The sequence below is a fragment of the Bradyrhizobium betae genome (assembly GCF_004123905.1).
GTDB lineage: Bacteria > Pseudomonadota > Alphaproteobacteria > Rhizobiales > Xanthobacteraceae > Bradyrhizobium > Bradyrhizobium betae_A.
In genome coordinates, this window is the sequence record NZ_MZXW01000004.1 from 135007 (window position 1) to 156277 (window position 21271).

16 protein-coding genes and 1 pseudogene are annotated in these 21271 nt (G+C 63.3%); 3 read left to right on the plus strand and 14 right to left on the minus strand.

The window, feature by feature from the left end; translation table 11 throughout:
- Positions 1–7 precede the first annotated feature (7 nt).
- Positions 8–1051, plus strand: a complete 1044-nt coding sequence (locus B5V03_RS00780) for a uroporphyrinogen decarboxylase family protein (protein ID WP_206736101.1) — start codon at positions 8–10, stop codon at positions 1049–1051.
- A gap of 116 nt (positions 1052–1167) precedes the next feature.
- Here the strand turns inward: B5V03_RS00780 and B5V03_RS00785 are convergent, their stop codons facing one another.
- The 4 genes from B5V03_RS00785 to B5V03_RS00800 all read right to left on the minus strand — a co-directional run bounded on the left by B5V03_RS00785 (position 1168) and on the right by B5V03_RS00800 (position 5333).
- Positions 1168–1767, minus strand: coding sequence for a DsrE family protein (locus tag B5V03_RS00785; protein WP_129267382.1), 600 nt, complete (start codon positions 1765–1767; stop codon positions 1168–1170).
- A 36-nt stretch (positions 1768–1803) separates the two neighbouring features.
- A complete protein-coding gene (locus B5V03_RS00790; RefSeq protein WP_164987703.1) occupies positions 1804–2424 on the minus strand; it encodes a hypothetical protein in 621 nt (206 codons plus the stop codon).
- A complete protein-coding gene (locus B5V03_RS00795) occupies positions 2421–3464 on the minus strand; it encodes a TAXI family TRAP transporter solute-binding subunit (RefSeq protein ID WP_129267384.1) in 1044 nt (347 codons plus the stop codon). The genes B5V03_RS00790 and B5V03_RS00795 overlap by 4 nt, the downstream gene beginning before the upstream one ends.
- Positions 3465–3545: 81 nt before the next feature.
- On the minus strand, positions 3546–5333 hold the full coding sequence (locus tag B5V03_RS00800; RefSeq protein WP_206736102.1) for a hypothetical protein: 1788 nt from the start codon (positions 5331–5333) through the stop codon (positions 3546–3548).
- 304 nt (positions 5334–5637) lie between these two features.
- Here B5V03_RS00800 and B5V03_RS00805 point away from each other — a divergent pair, with 304 nt between their 5' ends.
- Together B5V03_RS00805 and B5V03_RS00810 are read left to right on the plus strand one after the other, a co-directional pair.
- Entirely contained in the window at positions 5638–7257 is a 1620-nt protein-coding gene (locus B5V03_RS00805; protein ID WP_164987705.1) for a polysaccharide biosynthesis/export family protein, read from the plus strand.
- Positions 7258–7325: 68 nt separating this feature from the next.
- Complete coding sequence (locus B5V03_RS00810) at positions 7326–8180, plus strand: class I SAM-dependent methyltransferase (protein WP_245502123.1); 855 nt, start codon at positions 7326–7328, stop codon at positions 8178–8180.
- A gap of 56 nt (positions 8181–8236) precedes the next feature.
- On the opposite strand, the pseudogene B5V03_RS00815 reads toward B5V03_RS00810, so the two are convergent.
- The 10 genes and pseudogenes from B5V03_RS00815 to B5V03_RS00860 all read right to left on the minus strand — a co-directional run bounded on the left by B5V03_RS00815 (position 8237) and on the right by B5V03_RS00860 (position 21271).
- Positions 8237–9584: pseudogene (locus B5V03_RS00815) on the minus strand (IS701 family transposase).
- Between the two features lie 61 nt (positions 9585–9645).
- A complete protein-coding gene (locus B5V03_RS00820; protein ID WP_129267386.1) occupies positions 9646–11046 on the minus strand; it encodes a lipopolysaccharide biosynthesis protein in 1401 nt (466 codons plus the stop codon).
- Positions 11040–12314: a glycosyltransferase family 4 protein gene (locus B5V03_RS00825; protein WP_129267387.1), complete on the minus strand. Its 1275-nt coding sequence runs from the start codon at positions 12312–12314 to the stop codon at positions 11040–11042. Before B5V03_RS00825 ends, B5V03_RS00820 begins: the two co-directional genes overlap by 7 nt.
- A 13-nt stretch (positions 12315–12327) precedes the next feature.
- Complete coding sequence (locus tag B5V03_RS00830) at positions 12328–12972, minus strand: hypothetical protein (RefSeq protein WP_129267388.1); 645 nt, start codon at positions 12970–12972, stop codon at positions 12328–12330.
- Positions 12973–13072: 100 nt separating this feature from the next.
- Complete coding sequence (locus B5V03_RS00835) at positions 13073–15037, minus strand: hypothetical protein (RefSeq protein ID WP_129267389.1); 1965 nt, start codon at positions 15035–15037, stop codon at positions 13073–13075.
- Complete coding sequence (locus B5V03_RS00840; protein WP_129267390.1) at positions 15037–16203, minus strand: glycosyltransferase family 4 protein; 1167 nt, start codon at positions 16201–16203, stop codon at positions 15037–15039. Before B5V03_RS00840 ends, B5V03_RS00835 begins: the two co-directional genes overlap by 1 nt.
- 46 nt (positions 16204–16249) lie before the next feature.
- Positions 16250–17038 (minus strand): glycosyltransferase family 2 protein, encoded by a 789-nt coding sequence (locus B5V03_RS00845; RefSeq protein ID WP_129267391.1) that lies wholly within the window; start codon positions 17036–17038, stop codon positions 16250–16252.
- Complete coding sequence (locus tag B5V03_RS00850; RefSeq protein WP_129267392.1) at positions 17035–18405, minus strand: SidA/IucD/PvdA family monooxygenase; 1371 nt, start codon at positions 18403–18405, stop codon at positions 17035–17037. The genes B5V03_RS00845 and B5V03_RS00850 overlap by 4 nt, the downstream gene beginning before the upstream one ends.
- Positions 18406–18437: 32 nt before the next feature.
- Entirely contained in the window at positions 18438–20030 is a 1593-nt protein-coding gene (locus B5V03_RS00855) for a glucosamine inositolphosphorylceramide transferase family protein (RefSeq protein WP_129267393.1), read from the minus strand.
- Positions 20031–20038: 8 nt separating this feature from the next.
- Positions 20039–21271 carry a carboxylate--amine ligase gene (locus B5V03_RS00860; protein ID WP_129267394.1) on the minus strand — a complete coding sequence of 411 codons (1233 nt, stop codon included), beginning with the start codon at positions 21269–21271 and terminating at the stop codon, positions 20039–20041.

Sequence of the window (21271 nt, forward strand, 5' to 3'; positions counted from 1 at the left end):
GAGCCCCATGCCCATGCCAACGCACATTCTCCCGACCACGGTGGTCGGCAGCTATCCGCAGCCTGAGTGGCTGGTGAATCGCGCCATGCTATCGAAGGTGGTGCCGCGCACCCGCCTGCACGACATGTGGCGGCTGCCCGCGGAGCATCTGGAGGAGGCGCAGGACGATGCCACCATCGTCGCGATCCGCGACATGGAACGCGCCGGAATCGACATCGTGACCGATGGCGAGATCCGCCGCGAGAGCTATTCCAATCGCTTCGCCACCGCGCTCGACGGCATCGACGGCGACAATCCCGCGATGATCGTTGCGCGCACCGGCAACACCCAGACCCCCGTGCCGCGCGTCATCGGCCCCGTGAAGCGCAAGGGCCCGGTGGAGCTGCACGACATGCAGTTCCTACGCAAGAACACCGACCGTGCCGCCAAGATCACCCTGCCGGGCCCGTTCACCATGAGCCAGCAGGCCAAGAACGAGTTTTATAAAGACGAGGAAGAGCTCGCGATGGCCTTGGCCGAGGCCGTCAATGCCGAGGCACTCGATCTGCAAAAGGCGGGTGCCGACGTGATTCAGCTCGACGAGCCATGGGTGCGCAACAATCCGGATCTCGCCAAGCGCTATGCCGTCAAGGCGATCAACCGCGCGCTGAAGGGCATCACCGTGCCGACCGTCGTGCATCTCTGCTTCGGTTATGCCGCGGTCGTACCAGGCTCGAACAAGCCGGCCGGCTATTCCTTTCTCGCCGAGCTCGACGACACCGTTGCCGACCAGATCTCGATCGAGGCGGCGCAGCCGAAGCTCGACCTCGGCGTGCTCAAGGACCTCTCCTCGAAGAAGATCATGCTCGGCGTGCTCGATCTTGCGGATCCCGCGATCGAGAGCGTCGACACCGTCGCGGATCGAATCCGCAACGGCCTTAAATATGTCTCGCCGGATCGTCTGATCCCGGCGCCCGATTGCGGCATGAAATATATGCCGCGTGCGACCGCGTTCGGAAAGCTGAAGGCGATGAGTGATGCGGCGGCCAAGGTTCGGGGGGAGATCAGCTAACAATCCAAGCATAGAAGCGCCAAGTGGTTGAACTGGTGGTGTCGAGCGCTCGCTCGATCTGTCGTCATGGACGCGGTCGGCCGTCAGATCGTCGGTGGATGGCCGGTCCGTCCGGCTTACGGCTTGACGTAGGTCCAGCCCATCTCCTGCAATTCCATCACGCGCACGACACCCGACTTCACGACCTGCGCTTGCCGAACAATCGGTATGTCCTTGTTCTCGGCCTTCTGCATTTTCTCCTGGGTGTTGCCGCAGGCCTTGAACGAAACCTCGGGCGTGCTCAGGGCCATCTCTTCGATGCGCGGCTTCACCGGTGATGTGTCTTCACGCAGCATGTTCAGGCCGGGCCCAAACGTGACGACCTCGATTTTCACTTTTTCGCCAGCGTCCTTGTAGTATTGCACCACGTTGGTTGCGTTGTTGAGCGCGAGATTCATCGCCGCGGGGTCGTTGGTGTTCACCTGCAGGATCAGGTGATGTTCTCTCTTCTTCGTGGCGGCCGGATCGTCCATACGGGCAAACGCCGACTGTTTTCGCGTCGCCGTCGTTTGCTTCGCCATGTGTTGCCTCGCATGGCTCGCCTTATGCGGGACCGGCTGCCCGTCTGCCGGCGTCCAGTACTTTCCGCCCTGTTCCGCTGCCGCAAATGATGTGGAAACCAGAACGGCGATCGCTCCCATCGCGACTGCTTTGGCAAGGTGATGAAACTTGGTCATTATGCGCCTCCGTCGATGAAGATCATTTGCGTGCCGTCAGTGATTCGGTGTCGCGATCGCGCGCGGCCATTTGCACGCCGCAGCCATCTTTGCGCGCGCCGCGTCCAGCCCGGCGAGGGAGAACGTTCCGTCATGAGCAGCCCCGCCCCGGGGTGAGAGGACGACGATAAGGTCCCCGCTGTCCGGAAGCGACTGCACCAAGCGAACAACATCCCCGGCAAACGCGACGCCAGGACCGAATGCCGGCACGGCTGCGGCGACCTGCACCGCCGGATTATCATTGACGCGATAGGAAATTGCATCATCACCGCCTCCGCGGGAGATGCCCGGTCCCACGAGCGACAGCTCCGTCCGGCCGTTGCGACAGCGGATCGATAATTGCATCACGGACTCGCCGGTCCCGCTGCGTGACGACGTCGTAGCGGTCGCAATCGGTGAGTAGTCTATGGGGGAGGTCGTCTGGCTGACGATCCAGTCGTCTTCGGACGTCGGGCGATGCTGAGGCGCGATGGTACGTGTCAATTTATTCAGACACCCCAGGCGCTCCGCGTGTTCCTTCTGAAGGCAGGAACGGAGCTGCGTCATGGGATCCTGAGCCAACGCAATGCCGCCTGCACCCCCGAGTGCAACAAGAACAAGGATCGCGGCGCGTTTCATTGCGATGCTTGTGTTGCGCGGGGCTGACGATCCAGCCACGCCTGCGCCGCGGGGACGCGCGTGAGACCCGGGATCGTCGCAGCTAGGTTGATGGATTTCCATTTCGGGTCGAAGCCGGGCGCCTGCAATCTGTCGATCCGGGAGAATAGGTGGTCGATGAAGCGTGCGACGCGCTCGGAGCGATTCGACTTGGCCGGCCAATTGAAAGCGACCAGTGCGGTCGGCACGGCGATCGTCGAAACCCGTTCGCCCGGCTTGATCAGATTGGGATAGTCGGTCCCTTCGAGCGCGGCGGGAAGATAGTAGTCCTCGAACTTGCTCTCGTACGGGAGGGGCAGGAACTTGAAGCCCGGCTCCCAGCGGCCCCGCACGAAAGCATCCACCGGCTTCGATGTAATGAAGACGACGGCTGACATCTCGCCTTTGCGCATCTGCTCGAGCGCGACCTGGTGCGGGATGAACGTCTTCTCGACCTCGAGATTGAGGCGGCTGAAGATCAGTGGTCCCGAATAGGCCGCAGCGGTGCCTTGCGTATTGAAATTGACTTTCTTGCCGGCGAGATCGCTCAAGCTCCGGATCTCTGGTCGAACGAAGATGTGCAGCTCGGACGGGAACAGATTCAGAACATACGCAATTCGTCGCTGGATGTCCGGCACCTGGCTCTTGTATTCCTCGAGCGCGTCGGAATTGATGATTGCCGCATCGATGCCGCGCAAGTAGAGCAGGGAATTGAGGTTCTCCGCGGCGCCGCGAGTGACGACAGGCAGAACATGCAGGTTATCCCCATCGTCGACCACACGGGCGATCTCCGCTGCCAGGCGGATCGGCGCGCCCTCGAGGAGACCTCCGGCCAGGCCGATCGTCCAGGCGTTCATGGAGATCACCTGAGGCCTAGGCTGCGGCGGCTCGGGCCGTGCCAGGCGAACCTTGTGAGGTCGAATATCTTGCGACCGCGCATCTGCCCAGGGTTGAATGATCAGGAGCAATGGTGCGAGCGCCGCGAGCAAGAGCAGTCGACGCAATCCTATAAGCCCTTTCATCGACCAACTCCTCTACGCATGCTGCACCCGTGGTGACGTTTTCGATGATTGATTGGTTCGAAATTGCGGCGCGAGACCGTGCTATCGACCCAAAGCGTCGAATCGCGCCTTCGCTTCCTTGATTCCTCCAGCTTGGGCCCGCGCATAAAGATCACGCGCTTTGGTCGCATCGCCGCGAGTTCCATATGTTCCAAAGTTGGGAAGGGTCAGCGGATCGTAGGTTTCCGCTAGCGCGAAGATTGCCCGCGCATTTCCTGTCCCGGCGACGTGCTCCAGCACGATCCGCGCCGCACCGATGTCTCCCTGTTCAAGCAGCAGGCTCGCGCGTGCCATCAGCCTCGCGACTTGCACCCCTTCGTCAGGATTGACCTGCACATCGCCCGGGCTGCGCGCCGCTATGGCCGGGTCGTTATCTTGAACCGATTTATCTTGGACCGACCTGTCGTGGACAGGCTGGTCCTGGATTGTCCGTGGCGCTGCGAGCGGCTCCTCGCGCACGGCCCGGCCGGTGGTCGCGAGCTGAGACGCCGCGGCGGGATTGTTCTTCCCCGCCAGCGCGCCGTTGTCGTGAAGGGCCAATGCGAGATTTCTTTCCAGGCCCTCGGCCCGTTCGCGCTCGCGCTGCACCAGGCCACGCAACTCGGCCGCGTCACGCTCTCTGGCCTGCTTGACCCATACGACTTCCTCGCTCGCCTTGGACGCCCGCTCGGTTTGCGCGTCGAGCTCGCGGCTTGCTTTCGCAAGGTCCCGAGCAAGCTGCTCAGCCCGCTCGCGTTCCCGTTGCTGCGATTGCCCCAACGAGGCGGTATTGCTCGCCTCTGCCTGCTTGAGTTGTGCCGCTTCCTCGCTGGCTTTGGCCGCTTGAGCTTCGTATGCGTAGATTTTGCTTCGCGCCATCGAGAGGTCCTGCGCCAGTGCATCGGCTCTCTCGCGCTCCTTCTGCACCGATTGTCTCTGCTCCGTGGCGCCAGCTTTTTCTGCTTGCGTCAGCCTGGCGACGTCGTCGCTCGCCGTCGCGGCTAGCGCCGTCTGCGCATCGATATCTCGTCGCGCGGCCGCAAGCGCCTGCTCGAGCTGACTGGTTCGATCCCGCTCCTCTTGCAGGGATTTCTGCAACTCCACGAGGCCGCTTTCCGCGGCCTGCTTGAGCTGGGCGACCTCATCGCTCGCCCTTGCCGCGAGTGTCGTCTGAATCTCGACGTCCCGATGCGCGACCGCAAGCGCCTGCTCCAGCCGGGCGGCGCGGTCCCGCTGCTGTTGCAGGGAGTCCTGTGATTCCACGCGGCCACGTTCAGCTGCCTGCTTCAGCCCGGCGATCTCGTCGCTCGCCTTTGCCGCAAGCGCTGTCTGAGCGTCGACGTCACGTCGTGCCGCCGCCAATGCCTGCTCCAACTGTTCGGCCCGATCGTGCTCCTGCGCGAGACCTTGCAGGAGCGCGATATCGTGTTTTGCATTGCTGAGTTCGCATGACAGTGCCTCGGGCCCGCGCGGTTCCAGTTCCGGAGACTGCTGCGGCTCTCCTCTATCGGTTGTGACCGCTTGCACGAGCCGGATTGGCTTGTCATCGCCCACGCGGCGCGACGACATCGCGAGCTCGTTGCGACCAGCCATCCCATGTGAAACGCGATGGTCGGGAACACTCGCTTGTCGCGCATCCAACAGGTATCGTGTGTAATCGGTGGACGCCTGCGCGTCCGACATGGACGAGATCACGAGCACAGCCGCCGCCAGCCATGGAGGCGTGGGCCATCCGAGCCTGGACAGGTGTCTTGCCGTGTCCGGCGCGTACGGCGTCTCGTCGGAAGCGCGGCGCGAGGCGCCTACGACGTCGCAGGTGGTGTTCAAATCGAGAATAAGCGTGCGACCCATTGCAGTGATCCGCCGTATATAATGGCGCAGTTCGTTACAGATGCATCATTATGCGCGCCGCCGATCCGCGATTCCTATAACTCGCATGGAGGACCCTCGCTTACCCCTTTTCCTGCTCAGAAGAGGTACCTCCGGGGATGCCCACAAAGGGTCGTTGTGCCTGTGATCTCCAGGGGCCACGATGGGCTGCGTTATCGTTCTGGTTGTCCACGCTTGCACTCCACGACGCATGCAGGAACGGGATGGCCGCCATCGAAATCGAGAGCCATTCGCCATGGACGTCAGAAGAAATCCCGAGCCCATCATGCGACTGCCCAACGTAGCCTTCCGCGGAGGAAAGAAACCGTTGCTGTTGTTCCTGGGGGCGGCCTCCGGGCTCGCTCTGCTGGGGGTTGGCGCGGCCAGCAATTGGGAGGCGGTCGAGGTTGCCTCCGGAGCCGTCGTGCAGACGGTATCTGCTGCGATCGGTACGCAGCAACAACAGTTGGCTCGGGCCACGGCTGAATCCACCGGCGTACCCGAACCCCAGGCGCCAGTCGCAACGTTGACCGAACGGAGCGCCATCCTTGCCGCCCCTGCCGTCACCGAGCGGCCGAGAACGGTGGGAATGCCGCTGGACGCGCCGGTGCCAGGTCTGTTCGTGGTCGGCGATCGGCTCAAGCTTGCGTTCTACGAGCGCGTGGACGTCGAGGAGGACAAGTGGGGGCGCTCATCGTCCGCATCGGCTCTGCGCGGCATCCTCCAGCGTCCGGAACTGAGCGGGGAATACGCCGTCCAGGAGGATGGCACGATTTCCGTGCCCTTGCTGGGCTCCATTCCGGTCGTCAACCGGTCAGCGCAGCAGGTGCAACACGGTCTGCTGGAGAGCTTCAATCAACTGCTCGGCCGCAAGGGAACGGTCAACATTCTGTCGGTGGAGCGCTCACCCATTTATGTGATGGGACCGGCCAAGAACCCGGGCTCGTTCAAATACGTGCCCGGCATGACGGTCCTGCATGCCATCGCGCTGGCCGGGGGGCTCGATCGGGGCACCAATGAGCCGTGGCAGAAGATCGAAGCCGTGCGGGAAATCCAGAAGCGCAGCGGGGCCGTCGACGCCATGCTGAAGCTGTTGGCGCGTGCGGCGGTGCTGAAGGCAGAGCGCGACGGGGCCGACCCTAAGATCCCACCCCGGCTGCTGGAACTGGTCGGCTCGACCGAGGCCGCCAATTTCGTCAACGAGCAGAGCGACAGGCGCAAAGCGGTCGCCACGGCCCGCAAGAACCGCGAGCATGCCATCCTGACTGCATTGGATTCGGCCAAGCAGGATGTTGCGGTGTACGGGCGCACGGAGGCGCTCGACGAACTCGTCAAGCTGCGCCAGGATCGCGTCAACAGCATGCGGTCCCTCGTCGACCGCAACGTCCTCAGCATGACAGTGCTGAATCAGGTCCAGAGTGAGTTGACCGACGCCGAGCAACGCCGGCGGGATGCCCTCAATCAGTACGGGATGGCCAAGCAGCGCCTTGCTTCCATGGAGGCAGAGGCGATGAAGGTTCAGGCTGATGTCAAGAACGATCTGGAGGTCGAGATCGAGATGATCGAGCGCCAGATCGCAGACAATGAGCGCGAGTTCAACATCAGCGAAGGTGTCCTTAGCACGTTGCCGGCGACCCGCGCCCAGTTCGCGAAAGAGGCGAACCGGGTGACGTACGAGGTCGTGCGGCAGACTGCGGCCGGACCGGTCGCCATCGCCTCCACCGGGATGAGCGTTTTGCTGCCTGGCGACCTCGTCAACGTCATCACGGGCGAAAACGAGAAGGCGCAGGCCGGCGCATCGCTTCCGATCGCGCCGATGGGCGACAGGCCACCGGCGGGGCGCGCCGCCGATCGCTCGGAGACGACTGGTCGCGCTGTCGCGGACAAGAGGACCGGTCCGAAGTGATGGCGCTTGCAAGATTAATCCGCAAAGGTGATTGGCCCGCAAGCACCCAAATCAGATCGGGAGCGCCTGTGTCGACGAAGCTGAAGCCTGACTATCGGGCGATCCAGCTGCGCTGGAAGGACACACGATCGCCCGAGCGCCTGATCGCGCACTACGAACTCGAGCGCCGGCTCGCGGATCGTCTGCGGGCGGCCTCCCGCCAGGAGCGCTCCCTGCTCTATGCCGAGGTCTATTCGGAATTGTTCAACAGCCTGCCGGACCATCCCCAAAAGATGGCCGGCAGCTCACGGCCGGACCGGGTTGCGAGACAAGTCAGGCTCCTTCAGCCACTGATGGAGCGCGGCGGCGTGTATTTGGAGATCGGCGCCGGTGACGCCATGCTGCCCTACGCGCTGTCCGGCATCGCCCGAGAGGTGCTCGGCCTTGATGTCACGGATGCTCTTGTGGACCTCACCGCCGCTCCGGCGAATTTCCGATTCGTGAAGACCGATGGGGTCAATATTCCGCTCGCGGACAACTCCGTCGACCTGGCGAATTCAGATCAGCTCATGGAGCATCTGCACGTCGATGACGCCAAGGACCAGCTCCGGCAGATCCACCGGGTGCTCAGGAGTGGCGGGCACTATGTGTGTACGACGCCGAGCATCGTTACTGGGCCGCACGACATCTCGGCGGTCGTCGACGACGTGGCGACGGGCATGCACATGCGCGAATACGACTTCCGGTCACTGCGCGCGCTAATGCTGAGGGCAGGCTTCCGCCGAGTCGAGTTCCCCCTGGTGATCGCCGGATATCGGCTGGTCACGCCACCCTATCCGCTGATGCGTGGCATCGAATGGGCTCTGCAACTACTCCCGGCTCGTTTGCGGCGCAATGATATGGCCGGCGTCCTGATGGGCATTACGGCAATTGCAACCAAATAGCCGCGCGGGCTCGGAACTAGCAGTACTTTGGCAGAATGTGTTTTGGCCGCTGTTTTTCAAGGATTTGCTTTCGGCAATATGGGCACTGCCGAGGCGGCGGCCGAAGGATGAGATCGACGATGGCGTGGCGTACGGCGGGCATGGTTGGTTGAGGCGGAGGCCCGTTGATTCTTTTTTCCGCCCCGCGTATGCGAGGCGACGATGTTGCAGGAAGGCGTAGGCAATCATTGTCATAAGGGCGTGGCGATGAAGACCTTGCCATGATCGCCCTTCGAAGTGATCAAGTCCAAGCTCCTCCTTCAACTGCTGATGCGCCTGCTCACAAATCCACCGTGCCTTGATGGTGGCAGCCAGCGTGCGCAGATCCGTCGTCGCCGGAAGATTGGCGAGATAGTATTTCCTCTCCCCGGAGGCACGTTGCTCGCCAATGAGCCAGGCTTCGTCGCCTGGGAGATGCTGCTGACCTTTATCCCATATCCGCTGCGGAGGGCCGTCGGCGGTGCGGACACGGAGAGCAGCAAATCGGGCTTTGAGCCGACCTTTCGTCCCGCTACGCCAACTCACGGTTTTCCATTTGGCGCTGGCCAGCATTTGTTCTGCCGCAATCGATAAGATATCCGGCACGTGGTGCTTTCGTGGTTTGCCACGGACTTTGGTGATCGGCCAAATGAGCTTCACATCGACCGGATACACTTTCTGGTGCCGAGGGATACCGACCGCCCAGGCCAGCCCGCGCTCTGTTAGCCCTTGTCGAAACGGTGCACTGAGGCCGTATCCTGCATCCGCCAGCACAAATCCAAAGCGCATGTTGGCTGCCATCGCGCGGTCAATCTCGGCCAAAGCGATCTCCGGCTTGGACCGTGGCGTTCGGTGTTCGATTGGCACGCGAGCTCGCTTCAAACGAGGCATGTCGCTTGTCCAGCTATCAGGCAGAAAGAGACGTAACGCGACCATCACGGGCACTTCGCCGCGCGCAAGCGTTAAAGACACCAGTGTTTGGCAATTTGCAGTTTTACCGAGAGCCGACGCGTATTGAGCCGCAACACCGACCGATCGCTCACCCTTCTTCGGCAGTGAGGTGTCATCAATAACCAGCACCGCATCCCTGCCGCCGACAAGTCGGTCCGCCTGGTTGAGCAGCTCTGTCTCCAGCGGCGTCGCGTTCCAGACACCGTCCGCAATGAAATGGTGCAACTGGTCGTAGTTGCTCGTGGCAAGGCGCTCCGCCATCGGCTGAACGCTCTTGCGATCGCCAGGACCGATCAATCCCGCAACATACAGAGGACACATCCGCTGCCGGGTCTTATGACCCAGCCGGTCCAAGAACGGCATCAGCCAACGTTCGAGTTCGTCTTCCCATCCCGGCATGGTCAGCCCTCCAAGAGCCGACCACCCATGAATCATTGAAAAATTGATTCGGGAATCCTATAAAACGCGGCAAAATCAACAATCTGCCAAAGTAGTGCTAGCCCGCCGCTGGGGCCGACTGCGACGGTGCGCCGGCGATCAAATTTGCGGCTGATGCCTCGGTACGATGATCGGAGGTTTCCTGGAACGGGGCCAAGCCTCCGCCCGCCGGGCCGGCGTCAGATACCAGGGTCCTTACGAAAGCCAAAACGAGGGCCGAACACGCTCCTTCGACGCTGACGGCGAATGTCCAGCCCACCACCAGCCCCTCTAGTCCATTGAGCTTCGCCCCTGCAATCGCAAAGCCGAACTCCAGCAATCCTCCCAACGCGAACCAGTACGATGCCTTGCGCATCTTGTCACCGAGCCGCGCCAGCGCGCAGGCATGAAACTTAAAGGTTAATCCGAGCAGGCTGAAGCCGAGCAAGCGCAGGCTCGAACCGGCGATCTCCGGATAGGCCGGATTGAAGAGCGCTAGTAGTTGCCGCGAAAAGGCGAGGACCAGGGCGGCGCAGACCAATGAGAAGAGCAATGACGCGGACAGCGACACCAGCATGTCGTGCCCGAATTGTTTGGAGTTTGCTCTGACCGCGGGGAACAGGACTGTGGCCAAGGCTGCGGGAATCAGCGCGGCCATCGAGACCAGCATCCACAACGACGCAAAAGCCGCGTTGATGGTCGGGGACAGGAGGACCAGCACAAGATAGGGCATGATGATGGTGGGAGCCTGCACGGAGACATCAAGCGCGTAATGGCCGAGCACCTTGTCCCGAAGCGTATAGAGCAGGCTGAAATCAGGCGCGCCAACGAGGCGACGCGCACCACCCCCCGTCAAGAGATCGAGACCAATCCAGGACGCGAGCAAGCCGGCCACCCAGGTGAAAAGAATCGCGGCATCGGAGACAAAGCCGGCGGTGGCGGCGGCGACGATCAGCATCAACTTGAGCGTCGAGAACAGTATCTGCCGGACCATCCTGGCGCTGCCGCGCAGGCTGCCAACCAACGCCTGCTCGAGCACGAAGCTGAATGCGGTCAGGCTGCAGCCAAGGACGAACAGGCCGGCCTCGAACCAGCTGTCGATTGGGCTGGCCGAGCTGAGTTGTGCTTCGGCGAAGACAAACACCAAGGCCAAGCCGACCGCCAGCGTCGCTGCGATACACGCCGCCGCGCCCGCAAGGCCGGCCTCCTGGCCGGGATGCCGGACGATTTCGCCTATCAGCAAGGTCCCGACTCCGGCCTCGCCCAGGAGAGCGACCAAACCGATCACCGACAGAAGTGCGAAGGCGTTGCCGATCACCTCCGGCGGGAACATTCGCGCGGCAAGCCACCAATAGACAAATCCAAGACCCGCCGTCGCCACCGTTCCGATCGCCAGAGCGCCCGAATTCGTAATGAGGACGGCGCTCTTTCGCAGAATCCTCGACGCGCGCATGATGGCCGTCCGGGCGAGCGCTAACATGACGGCTCTCCCGAACGCTGCTGCGCCGGAATTGCGACCCTGCTGGCGAATGGGCGCGAGACATCGCGGTAGACTTGCTCGATCCGGGTCACGACCGCCCCGGCCTTGAGACGCTCCACCCGGGCGAGACTTGTCGCCTCGAGGCGGGCCAGCATGGCGTGATCCTCCAGCAGTGTTTGCATCGCGCGGGCCAAAGCTTCCGCGTCGCTGGGCGGCACGAGGAGCCCTGTCTCACCGTGATCGACGAGGTCCGGCATGCCGCCGACGTCGGTTGCGACAACGGCTTTGCCCGACGCCATTGCTTCCATGATGACGGTCGCGCAGGCCTCCGGCCCGACCGATGGCAGCACGCCGAACAGCGATCGGTGCCATGCATGCATGATGGCGGAATGCGGCCAGTTGCTGAAAACGTGAACGTTCGGCGGAAACTCGGTCGGCGTATCGGCGACCCGGCGTCCGATCAGGACCAGCGGCGGTGCCTGCTCGAGTTGGGCATAGGCCTTCAGGAGCACGTCAATGCCCTTGAGCCGCATCATGTCACCGACGAACAGGATAAATCCATTTTTCGGCAGCTCCTGCAGGCGGGAATCTTCCGAGCCAAGTACGCCGACATCATCAGGCACGAAGTTTGGGATGACATCGTAGGGAGCGCGACCTCGCGTGAGGCCGGTATGACGCGCCACCGCGTGGCTCACCGCAATGAAGCGGTCCACCACGCGCCGCGCGACGAAACTTGACGCCCAGTTGCCAAGCGTCGTCGCGGTGGCTTTCACGGCTCCGTAATGGGCGGCGGCGCAGGGCAGGCACTTCGCGAGCCGCGGGCCATCGCACAAATGCGTACCCAGATGCATGAAGTTCTTCTTGGCGCACACGAGGCCGTAATCATGGAGCGTCACCACGAGGCGCGCGCCACCGAGAACCCTGAGAGGCAGGAACGAAGCGTAGATCCAGTTATGGGCGTGGACAATGTCCGGCCGCTCCTTCGCGATCAGTCGCTTCAGCGCCAACAGCAGCTCGGGATCCGGGAAGGGTGGGGCGTGGCGGCGCTCGGAATCGGTGTGAAGGTTTGAAAGACGCTGGAGCGTGCCGCGCAGGCGATGCACGCGGACCGCACCGTCCAGCTCGGTGTCCGGCGATCCGGGATGCATGAAAGTCCCGACGTTCACGGTGTGGCCGCGCTGCGCCAATGCCCTGCCGAGGTTACGGACGTGCCGCTCCTCGCCCCCGATCACCGGAGGATAGAATTGCGACAGCAGCAGGATACGCATAGTCGGCCTCGTTTCAGATGCGCGGCACCAGCGTCGAAACGCTGCGATAGAGTCGATTGTCGTCCGGCCTGTAGAGCCGGGCTTCGGCCTTCTGCGAGGTGGCCGAGATGGAGACCGGGATCTGTCGCGCCCAGGTCTCGCCTGGCGCGATGGTCAGCGAACGGAAAACGGCGAAGGGTCGCCCGTCGACGGTAATTTCCACGTCGAAACGCTGAGTTTGGGTCTCGGCGTTGCGGACGCCGACGGTGAGCCGACCCGGGCCGTCGCCGGTCGATGGCAACAGCCAGAACTCCGTGTAGCTGAATTGTCGGTAAGTCGCTTCGTCGCGGACGGCCAGCGCATAAGCGCCGGTCGCCAGGAGCACCGCGAGCGCGATCGTGGCGCCCTGCCAGAAGCGGACCCGCACCGGACTTGGCCAGGATGGCAGATCGGGAGCATCGCTGCGGCTGTCGGCCACGAGCGTCGCGCCGATGGTTATGGCGCAGAACCAGATCGCCCATCCGAGCGGCCTGAGGAAACCTGCGGCGTTCAGGGCAAAGCCGCCGGCAATGCCGACGGCGAGGCTCGCGCCGACCGCGTAGGCGAGATGCTCGGATACGGAGGTGGTCCTGATGCCGATCGCCCGCAGCACAGCATGGCCGGAGACGAGGAACATCATGGGCGCGCCCAGGATGGTACGCAGGAGCAGACTATCGCTGATGGCAACCGCTAACAGTGTGGCTACTGCCCAAAGGAAGGCGACCCGAAGGTCCCGGTTGCTAGGAATTCCCATGCAATCCTCTCACGTCGTAGATCACGATCCAGCCGTTGTCGTAAATGCGCGTGATGCCCTTGATGTCGTTGAACTTGAGCAGCTCGTCGCTTGAAAGTGGCTTTCCCTGCTGCGCCTGCCACGGCTCGAAATAGAAGCCGAGCACCGGAGGGGCCGTGCACAAACGCAGATCCACCAGCAGGAAATCGATGTCGCTCCTCGCCAGCGCCCAGAAGTCATCGGGCCCTAATGTCTCGGTTTCGTACAAGCGCGCGGTATTAACGCCTTCGTCGATCTTGACCCGGACGTCCTGACGCCCGTAGCTCGCAAGCAGCAGGCGATTGACGCGGTCGGAGGTGAAGCGATTGCCGGCCGCGAGCCACCGCTTGGTCCAGAGAGCCGTTTCGATCCCCATGGGCTCGACGGATTGCTGGTCGGCTGCCACCCTGTAGGGTCCGCGGATCGGGTAGAGCGCAGAACTCGTGACGCCCCCCATGACGATAATGGAGAGAGCCATTGCCGGCCCAATGAGGCGCCATCCGCGAGGCTCGCGGCCCTGCCAGAAATGCACGATGCTCACCGCGACCACCAGCCCGACCGCGATGAACACGAACGTCCCCATGCGGTTGCCGATTTCCCATCCCGCGCTGGTCAGCCGGAACGCCACCGAGATCGGGAATCCGAAGGCGAATAGGGTGAGGACCACGATGCGGCCGTCGCGCCAGCGACGTCCCAAAATGTCCTGCATTCGACGCCAGCCCGTGCGCGCGCTGCTCGGTGCTGTCAGCGCCAACGATCTGAAGAATCCTGTCGCCAGTCCCAGCGCCAACAGCAGGATCGCCACCATGGTGGTCAGCCGCATGCCGAAGGGCTGCGCCGGATGGCCGAGATGCTCCGACCGTAGGGTGGGCGCGCCCATGATCTTTGCGAGCAAGGTCCTGAAGCCGCTTTCGATCACCGGGCCGAGATAGCCCCTGAGAAGGTTACCACGGGCCTCCATCCATAGCAGTGGCAGGGCGATGGCGAGGATCGCCGTGGCGCCCATGGCGAATCTTGCCTCGATCCGCATGGGGCCTTTCCGCAAGGCCTCGAAGCCGGCCAGTGCTCCAAAATAGATGGCAGCGAAGGCGGCCGAGAGGTGATGCGTGACCGCAAGGGCCCCCAACAGCAAGGCAATCAAACCAAGCGCTCGCAGCCGCGGTCGCCCGTCGAGATTCCTCGTCGCTGCTTCGACCGCGATGGTCAGCACGCACAGCACCACGCCGAGGCTCTCGTAGGAGAACATTGCCTCGAACACGGCGAAGGTCGTGCAGCCCATATAGACGAGACAGGCGATGGCCGAGGTGCGCGGCGATCCGGAGAGATTTTCGTAGAACAGGAACAGGCCGACGACGAAGGTGCCCTTCAGGATGATCAACAGCAGCGTCCCCGCCGCAAACAATGGCAGTCCGGTGAGATTGACGATTGCAGTCGTCAGAATTTCCAGAGCGGGATACGCCGGGCCGATCGGCAGAAGCGGGTTCGACAGGAACAGCCGGCGTGCCGTCAAGAGATCGTCGGCAGCGACCCAGTGCAGGAATTCGTCGTGACCGATGAAGCTGGTCGGGGAGTAGACAGATTTGTAATAGAACAGAGCTTCGGCAAGCAGGAGTAGCAGGAAGAGACGTTCACCTCGAACAACCCTGGGCCAGCCGACGCGAAGGCTGATTGGAACGACCAGCAGGACCACGCCGGACCAGAAAAGCAGTGGCGCCACGTCGTAGGCTCGCCGCCCGGCAACGTGCCCCGCCACCACCAGCAACAATGCCACGGCCGCCGTCAGGCACAAGGCCGCGATCCATTCGCAACTCACCGGCCGTGCCGGGGCGTCGGAGCTACCGCCGTGAAGATCGGGGCCGATGACCGCCGAGGCGAATTGGACTCCGGTCTGGAGCGGGTTTGTCCCGGTTGCTGCGGTCAAATGAGCCGGCATCATCGGCGTCGTGCCTTCGTCTCAGGAGGCCACGACAGGATGCCACCGAGCGGAACGCGCTCCCTCGATCGGCTAGTTAGAATATCGTTGTAAACATCGTCGTAAACTTCGCTCAGCGCTTGTGCGCAGTCATCCCAGTCCGGCAACGCCCAATCCGGGACCACCCGCTGGGCCTCCAGTTCCTCGGCCATAGCGGCGGCCAGCACTCTCGGGTTTGCGTCGCGCGCAATCGCCCGGCACAGACCTTTGGACGCCAACTCTCCAAGCCCGGACGTGTCGTTCACGAGGACCGGGCGCCGCAGCGACAAAGCTTCCATGACGGCGACGGGATGGGCTTCGTACTCGCTGAACAATACGAACAGCCCGGCGCTCGCCAGGAGGTCGGCCATTTTCTGTCGTTCGGACCCGGGAATGGTTGCGATGGTAACCCGCTCTTCAAGACCAAGCGTCGCGACGAGCCGCCGCAATTCTCCCTCATACGGGCCCGATCCGACGACATGCAATCGGGCGTCCGGTACCCGGTGAATCAACTCGGGCATGGCTGCAATCGCCCGGTGGTGGCCCTTGTAGCGCTCGAGCCTGCCGCTGGAGATAATCAGATGGGGATCGACCCTGACGCCGGCGCTCGCAGCCGGCATCGCCGCGCCGTTTGGAATGACGACGAAGCGTTCGCGCGGCACGCCCATCCTAGCGCTGAAGAAGCTGGCTTCGAATTCGGAGACGCCGATCAGCCGTGCGGCTCGGGCCACGAGCGGCCGGAGCAGCGCGTGCTGGGTCCCGCGCACTGCATTGCGCAGCGGCGAGGAATGTCCGCCACTGTGGAAGGTCAGCACGAACGGCAGGTCGCCGCGAATGGCCGCGAGCAGTCCGATCGGCGCCACGAAGGTGTTGTAGCCTTGGAAATGGATCAGATCCCAGACCCCGCGCCGGATCGCGGTGTAGATGCCAGGGGACACATAAAGGTCCCGTTCCCTTGGCCAGGCCGGCACGCGCTGCACGCGTATGCCGCGCAGATACTCCTCAACAGGCAGTTCTCCCGAGGGGTCGGTGGTGAGCACATCGACCACGTGGCCACGCTCCACGAGGCGGGGGCCGACCTCATGGATGTGAGTTTCGATGCCTCCTGTGAAGGGGTAGCAGCGAGCGGCAACCATCAGGATGTGCATCGGGCTATCCCTTCACCGGACGATTTCTCGATCGTCCCAGCCCTTCTCATGGGTACCCATAGGAAACCAGCGAAACCGGCGAAAGCACCCGTTCGCGCAGGATCGTCTTGAGGACGCGCCAGCCGTCCGGGATCGCGCGCAGATTGCTCTCACCACTGATGCGCGGAGCCTCGAAACTCGCGACCTCGACGATGTTGAGATGGTTCTTCAAGGCCCGCACGTTGATGAGGGTCTCGATCTCGAATCCGTCGCAATCGCAGTCGAGCGTGGCGACGTGCTTGGTCCAGAACGCCATGTATCCGTAGCAGAGATCGGAGAACACGCCGCCATAGAGCAGCCGCACGGTCTGGGTCAGCCCCCAGTTGCCGAGCATGCGGAACAGCGACATGTCGTCGGTGCCAGCTCCCTGGAGGAAACGCGAGCCCTTGACCAGATCCGCGCCGGCCATCAACGCACTCACGAAGACGACGGACTCCTCCGGGATCATGGAGCCGTCGGCGTCGATCATGACGATGATGTCGCCGGTGGCGGCCCGGAATCCCGCGCGCAGAGCCGCGCCCTTGCCTCGTCGGGGTTCCATGACAACCTTCACGTCGCGCAGGCGGCGCGCCACCGCGACCGTGTCGTCGGTCGAACGACCGTCCACGATAATGACCTCATGCGCCCAGTTCGGGATGCGCGGCAGAAGCCAGGGGAGGTTCTTGGCTTCGTTCAGTGTCGGGACGACGAAGCTCACGCGCGGCAGGGTAAGCGATCGCGCCAGCGCGATATTGATCGGGTCAGGCGCCGGTGTGACCCCGACGTGGGCGAGGATACTGAGGACGGGGGCGTTCATGGTGACACCGTGCGGTCGAGCGGCCGAAGCTGGAGCGCGGGGCGGACGCGCGCCAGGACAGTCGACAAGTGGCGGGCCAGATGCCGGGCTGGATGATCTGTGCCGTAGACGAAGCGGCACACCGGACCAAAACTGTTTGCCGCGGCCGGACCGATGAAATGCAAGCCCGGGACGGTCGTCTCGTAATGCGCCGAAAGTTGCGGCGCCCCATCGACCAGCTGCATTCGGTGCAACAGCGTTTGGCTCAGGAAGCCCAGCCGGCTCACGTCGACCTTGTAGCCGGTTGCGAAGATGACGTGGTCGGCTCGCATCGAGCGCCGCGCGCCGGCGGAGTCGACGAGATCGAGCACGACCTTGCCATTACGCGTCTCGACGCCACGAATGGCCTGACTGAGCCGCACCGGCACTTGTCCGACAACGCGGTCCTTCACGAAAGCGCCGCCCAGCGGGCCCAGCGCCTTGTGATTGGCGAGCCGGACTCGCAAGTCCTTCGAAAAATGTCGGATCAGTTGCGGATATTTGGCGCAGGTCGCCAACGTCCAGCCATGGCCGATACCACTCATTGGAGCCGCGGCGCGCGCGAACAAGGACCGGTGCCGGGGGCCGTCGGCGAAATGCAGCTTTGGCCGGCGCGCAATAAGCGAAACCGCGATCCCTTTCTCATGGATCAGCGCCGCCAGATCAGTCGCCGATGATCCGGATCCGACCACGATGACCTCGCTGCCGTCGAGGGTCTCCAGCGAGCCGTACTCGCCGCTGTGCGAGCACAGCTCGGTCGGCAGATGCGCAGCCTCCTGCGGCAGGCGCTTGAAGGGATGCAGGCCGATCGACACCACGACGCGGCGTGCATGGACCGTTTCGCCATCGTCGAAAGTGGCACGAAGAACGCCCGAGCCGGGCTCCAGCGCAATCAGAGTCTTGCGCTCCACGGCGGGTACGTAACGCGCCTGGAAAGTTTCGCCGTAGTCGATGAACCGGCTGAGCGGCAGCGGCATCAGCTCGTCATGATAGGGCAGGGCACGTTCGGTGCAGAAGCTCTTCAGGTCGAATTCCGACTCGGGGTCTGAGAGGCTCGTCGCCCAGGGATAGGATTTGAGCAGCATGCCGAGGGGCATGTTGGTTTTCCAGGGCCCCATGGGCTCTCCGAAAATCCGGTGCTCCACGCCGCGCGCCCGCAGGTGCGCAGCCAGCGACAATCCGTAGGGGCCAGCTCCAATGACCGCCACATCTACGGACGTGCTTGACCTAGCCATATGCAGACTCCCGCACAGGGTGCAATGAAAATGAGATGAAGGAAGATTGGGAGGAAGGTTCTGGGGCCTTTCCCGACCTGATTTGTCCGGAGCATCCCTGATGCGATCGCGCAATGGAAGCACGATAGATGGTTAGCTCTTTGTGGTTATGCCTTCAGGGCGGTTTTGGCCGTACCACTGTCAGCTTCCGTCGCAAAATCCGAATCGGCCGCGGCAGGAGCCTGGTCGCAGGCAACCGATGGGCGGGTTGCGAGCGGACCATAGGTGAGCGCAACTTCTCGCAAGCCGCTGACGTGACCGAACAGGTCGACAACCTCCAGGCCGGAGTGACGGTTGTACGTGTGGCACCCCAGTGTCCCGGACCTGATGCGGCCGACCGGGGTCTGCACAAACGTCGATCGGTCGAGCGCTTCGATCTGGCAAAACGTCACCGCTCCGCCATAGCGTCGCGAGCAATCCTGGACCGGGCGTAGCGTGCGCCCGCCTTGCCGGATGAAGGCGCCTGCGGGACGGCTGAGTTTCGCATCGAGCAGCACCGGGTTTTCTGCATGTGGCGCCCATTCCCCCGTCAGGCTCTCGGCACGGTAGATGCTGAGGACATCCCAGGACGTCGATCCCCACGGCCGCGGGCTGACGAAGAACCAGAAGGCGCCCGCATGCTGCAGCGGCGTGGTGTCGTAACATTCGATGCCTTCGACGAGGCAGGCTTCGCGCGTCCATCGATGCGGGAATTCCACGGCCCTGTAGAGGCTGACACTTCTGGCCGCTCCTGATTCCGGGATCATCCAGATCTGACCGTCCTGCTCGAACACGAACGGGTAGGACAGGTGATGCGGCTCCTCGACGACGATCTGTGGTGGGGTGGTGGTTCCGTTCCGGTCCGCTGTCACGACCGCAATGCATCCCCGGCCCTTAGTGTTGAGATACTGTTCGACAAAAATGAAATCCCGCCCCTGATGTCGAAACGAGAACGGGTCGGCAAGATAACCATTGGCGGGCGAAGTTAGGACACGGAAGGCTGCATTACCCTTGTCGAGCAGGCTGGCGCTTTCGTCGAAGCGCCAGCCGATGCCCCACGTCTTGCCGCCCCGCGCCAGGACGTCCAGGAACCTGATTGCCTTCGATGCCACGGTGCTGGTGGCAAATGCGAGGGCCGAAAGCGCGCCAAGGCACGGGGCAGTTGTCTGGGCCGCGCGGGCGTCGGACGCTGTCGCACCGGCTTCCCTGCGCAAGGCCTTGAGGATCAGCGCCACAGCGCAGGAGAGGGCGCTGTCGAGGCCTGCTGCGAACACGTCGCGGTCCAAACGGGCCGGTCGGGCCATCCATGAGCCCGTGGGGAAAGCCGTGTCGTGCAGGTCGACGAGAAGGTCCTGGTGATTGACGAGCGCGGTCATGACGCCGATCTCGCCGGGTACGCCGTTGAAGAGTGGCGTCAGCACGCGTCCTCCCGCCGAGAGCGGCTCCTCTCCGCTGAAATTGATCACCACATCGACATCCCCAGCCGGACGCGCCGGCAGGGACCGCACCACCGTTTCGACGGGATCGGTGGCGCCGTTCGCACCAAACCCATAGACCAGCCGTTCGAGGTCGATCAGGAGACGGCACATCGACGGGAGCGGGCGTCGGGCAGCTGCGAACGCGCAGGAGACCTCGTTGCCGGGTGTTTCAGCAAGCGCCTCCGCCAGCCACTGATGCCAGCGAAGCAGTCGAGACGGATCGAGATACAGGCAGATGCGCATTGTTACTCTCACGCCTCCGAAGGACGCCGGCACACGGCTGCGCCAAGTTTCCGCTGCAACTCCGCAAACCACGGTTGCAGATGCAAGGCCACGCCGTGCGCCGCGTGGTGCGGATAGTGCGCGAGTGCCGGCAGCGGATCGTCGCGGCGCCAGTAGCCATCCACCACAACGGACCGAGGCGGGATCGGTGTCGCACCCAGCCGGATCCGCTCGATCCAGGAACTCTGCCAGACCATTCGGCCGTCGATCGGGCCTTCAGAAAGGGGCCGCAGGCCGAGCTCGTGCCGATAAGCTATCAGCGGGATGTTGACCCCGGCGAGCGTCGCCACCTCCTCCTGCCAGTCGGTGCGCCCGACCGTCGGCTCGATGATCAGGAAGCGCCCGCTCCTGGCATCGCGCTTGTATTCGATGCCGCCAAATCCGACGTAGTTCACCTGATCGAGAATGCCTTTCGTCGTGCGCTCCAGCTCCTCGTTGGCCGCAGCCGTACAGAAGGCCGTGCTGCCGATACCCGGCGGTGTGCTGGCGAGCTTTTGTCCGGTGAATAGGGCGAGCGTCTCGCGGTCGCGGCCCCGGTAGAACAGGCAGAAGTAAATGTTGTCGTCCGATCCCTCGATGGTTTCCTGCACCAGAACCTCGCCGGCCTGGGCCAGCAATCTCTCGGCGGTCGCGATTGCGTCGGCGCAGTTCTCTGCCGTGATCAGGCGGGGGGCGTGTCCCTCGTGGAAGTGGCGTTTGTCCGCGGGTTTCAGGATCATCGGCGGGCGGAGCGATGCGATCCTCGGGGTATCCGCGAGAGCCCGCACGACCGCGCCGTTCGGCACCGGCCAGCCGTGCAAGCCGGCATGCTCGTGAAACCTGGCCTTGTCGTGCAGCATGAGAACCGTCTCATGAGCCGGCAAGCGGAAGCGATAGAGTCTCTCGAGCTGTTTACGGTGCTCCGAGATCGTAAGCAGTGCCAACTCGTCCGTAACGACCAGGAAAGGCGGCTCGCCGAGCCGGCGTTGCAAATCACGTAGAAAGTCGATGAAGCCTGGACCATGAAGGGCGTCCGTGAAGACCCGATGGACGTAGCGCGACCACAACGCCGGGTTCGAGCGCTTGCAGTCGACCACCCAGATGGGCATCCGGCCCATGGCGAGGCTGCGACACACTCCGAGGCCGTTCAGCTCGCCACCGATCACGACCGCGGGGACGCGCCGCTCCGACGAGCCGGACACTTGGTTGGTTGCTGACGACAC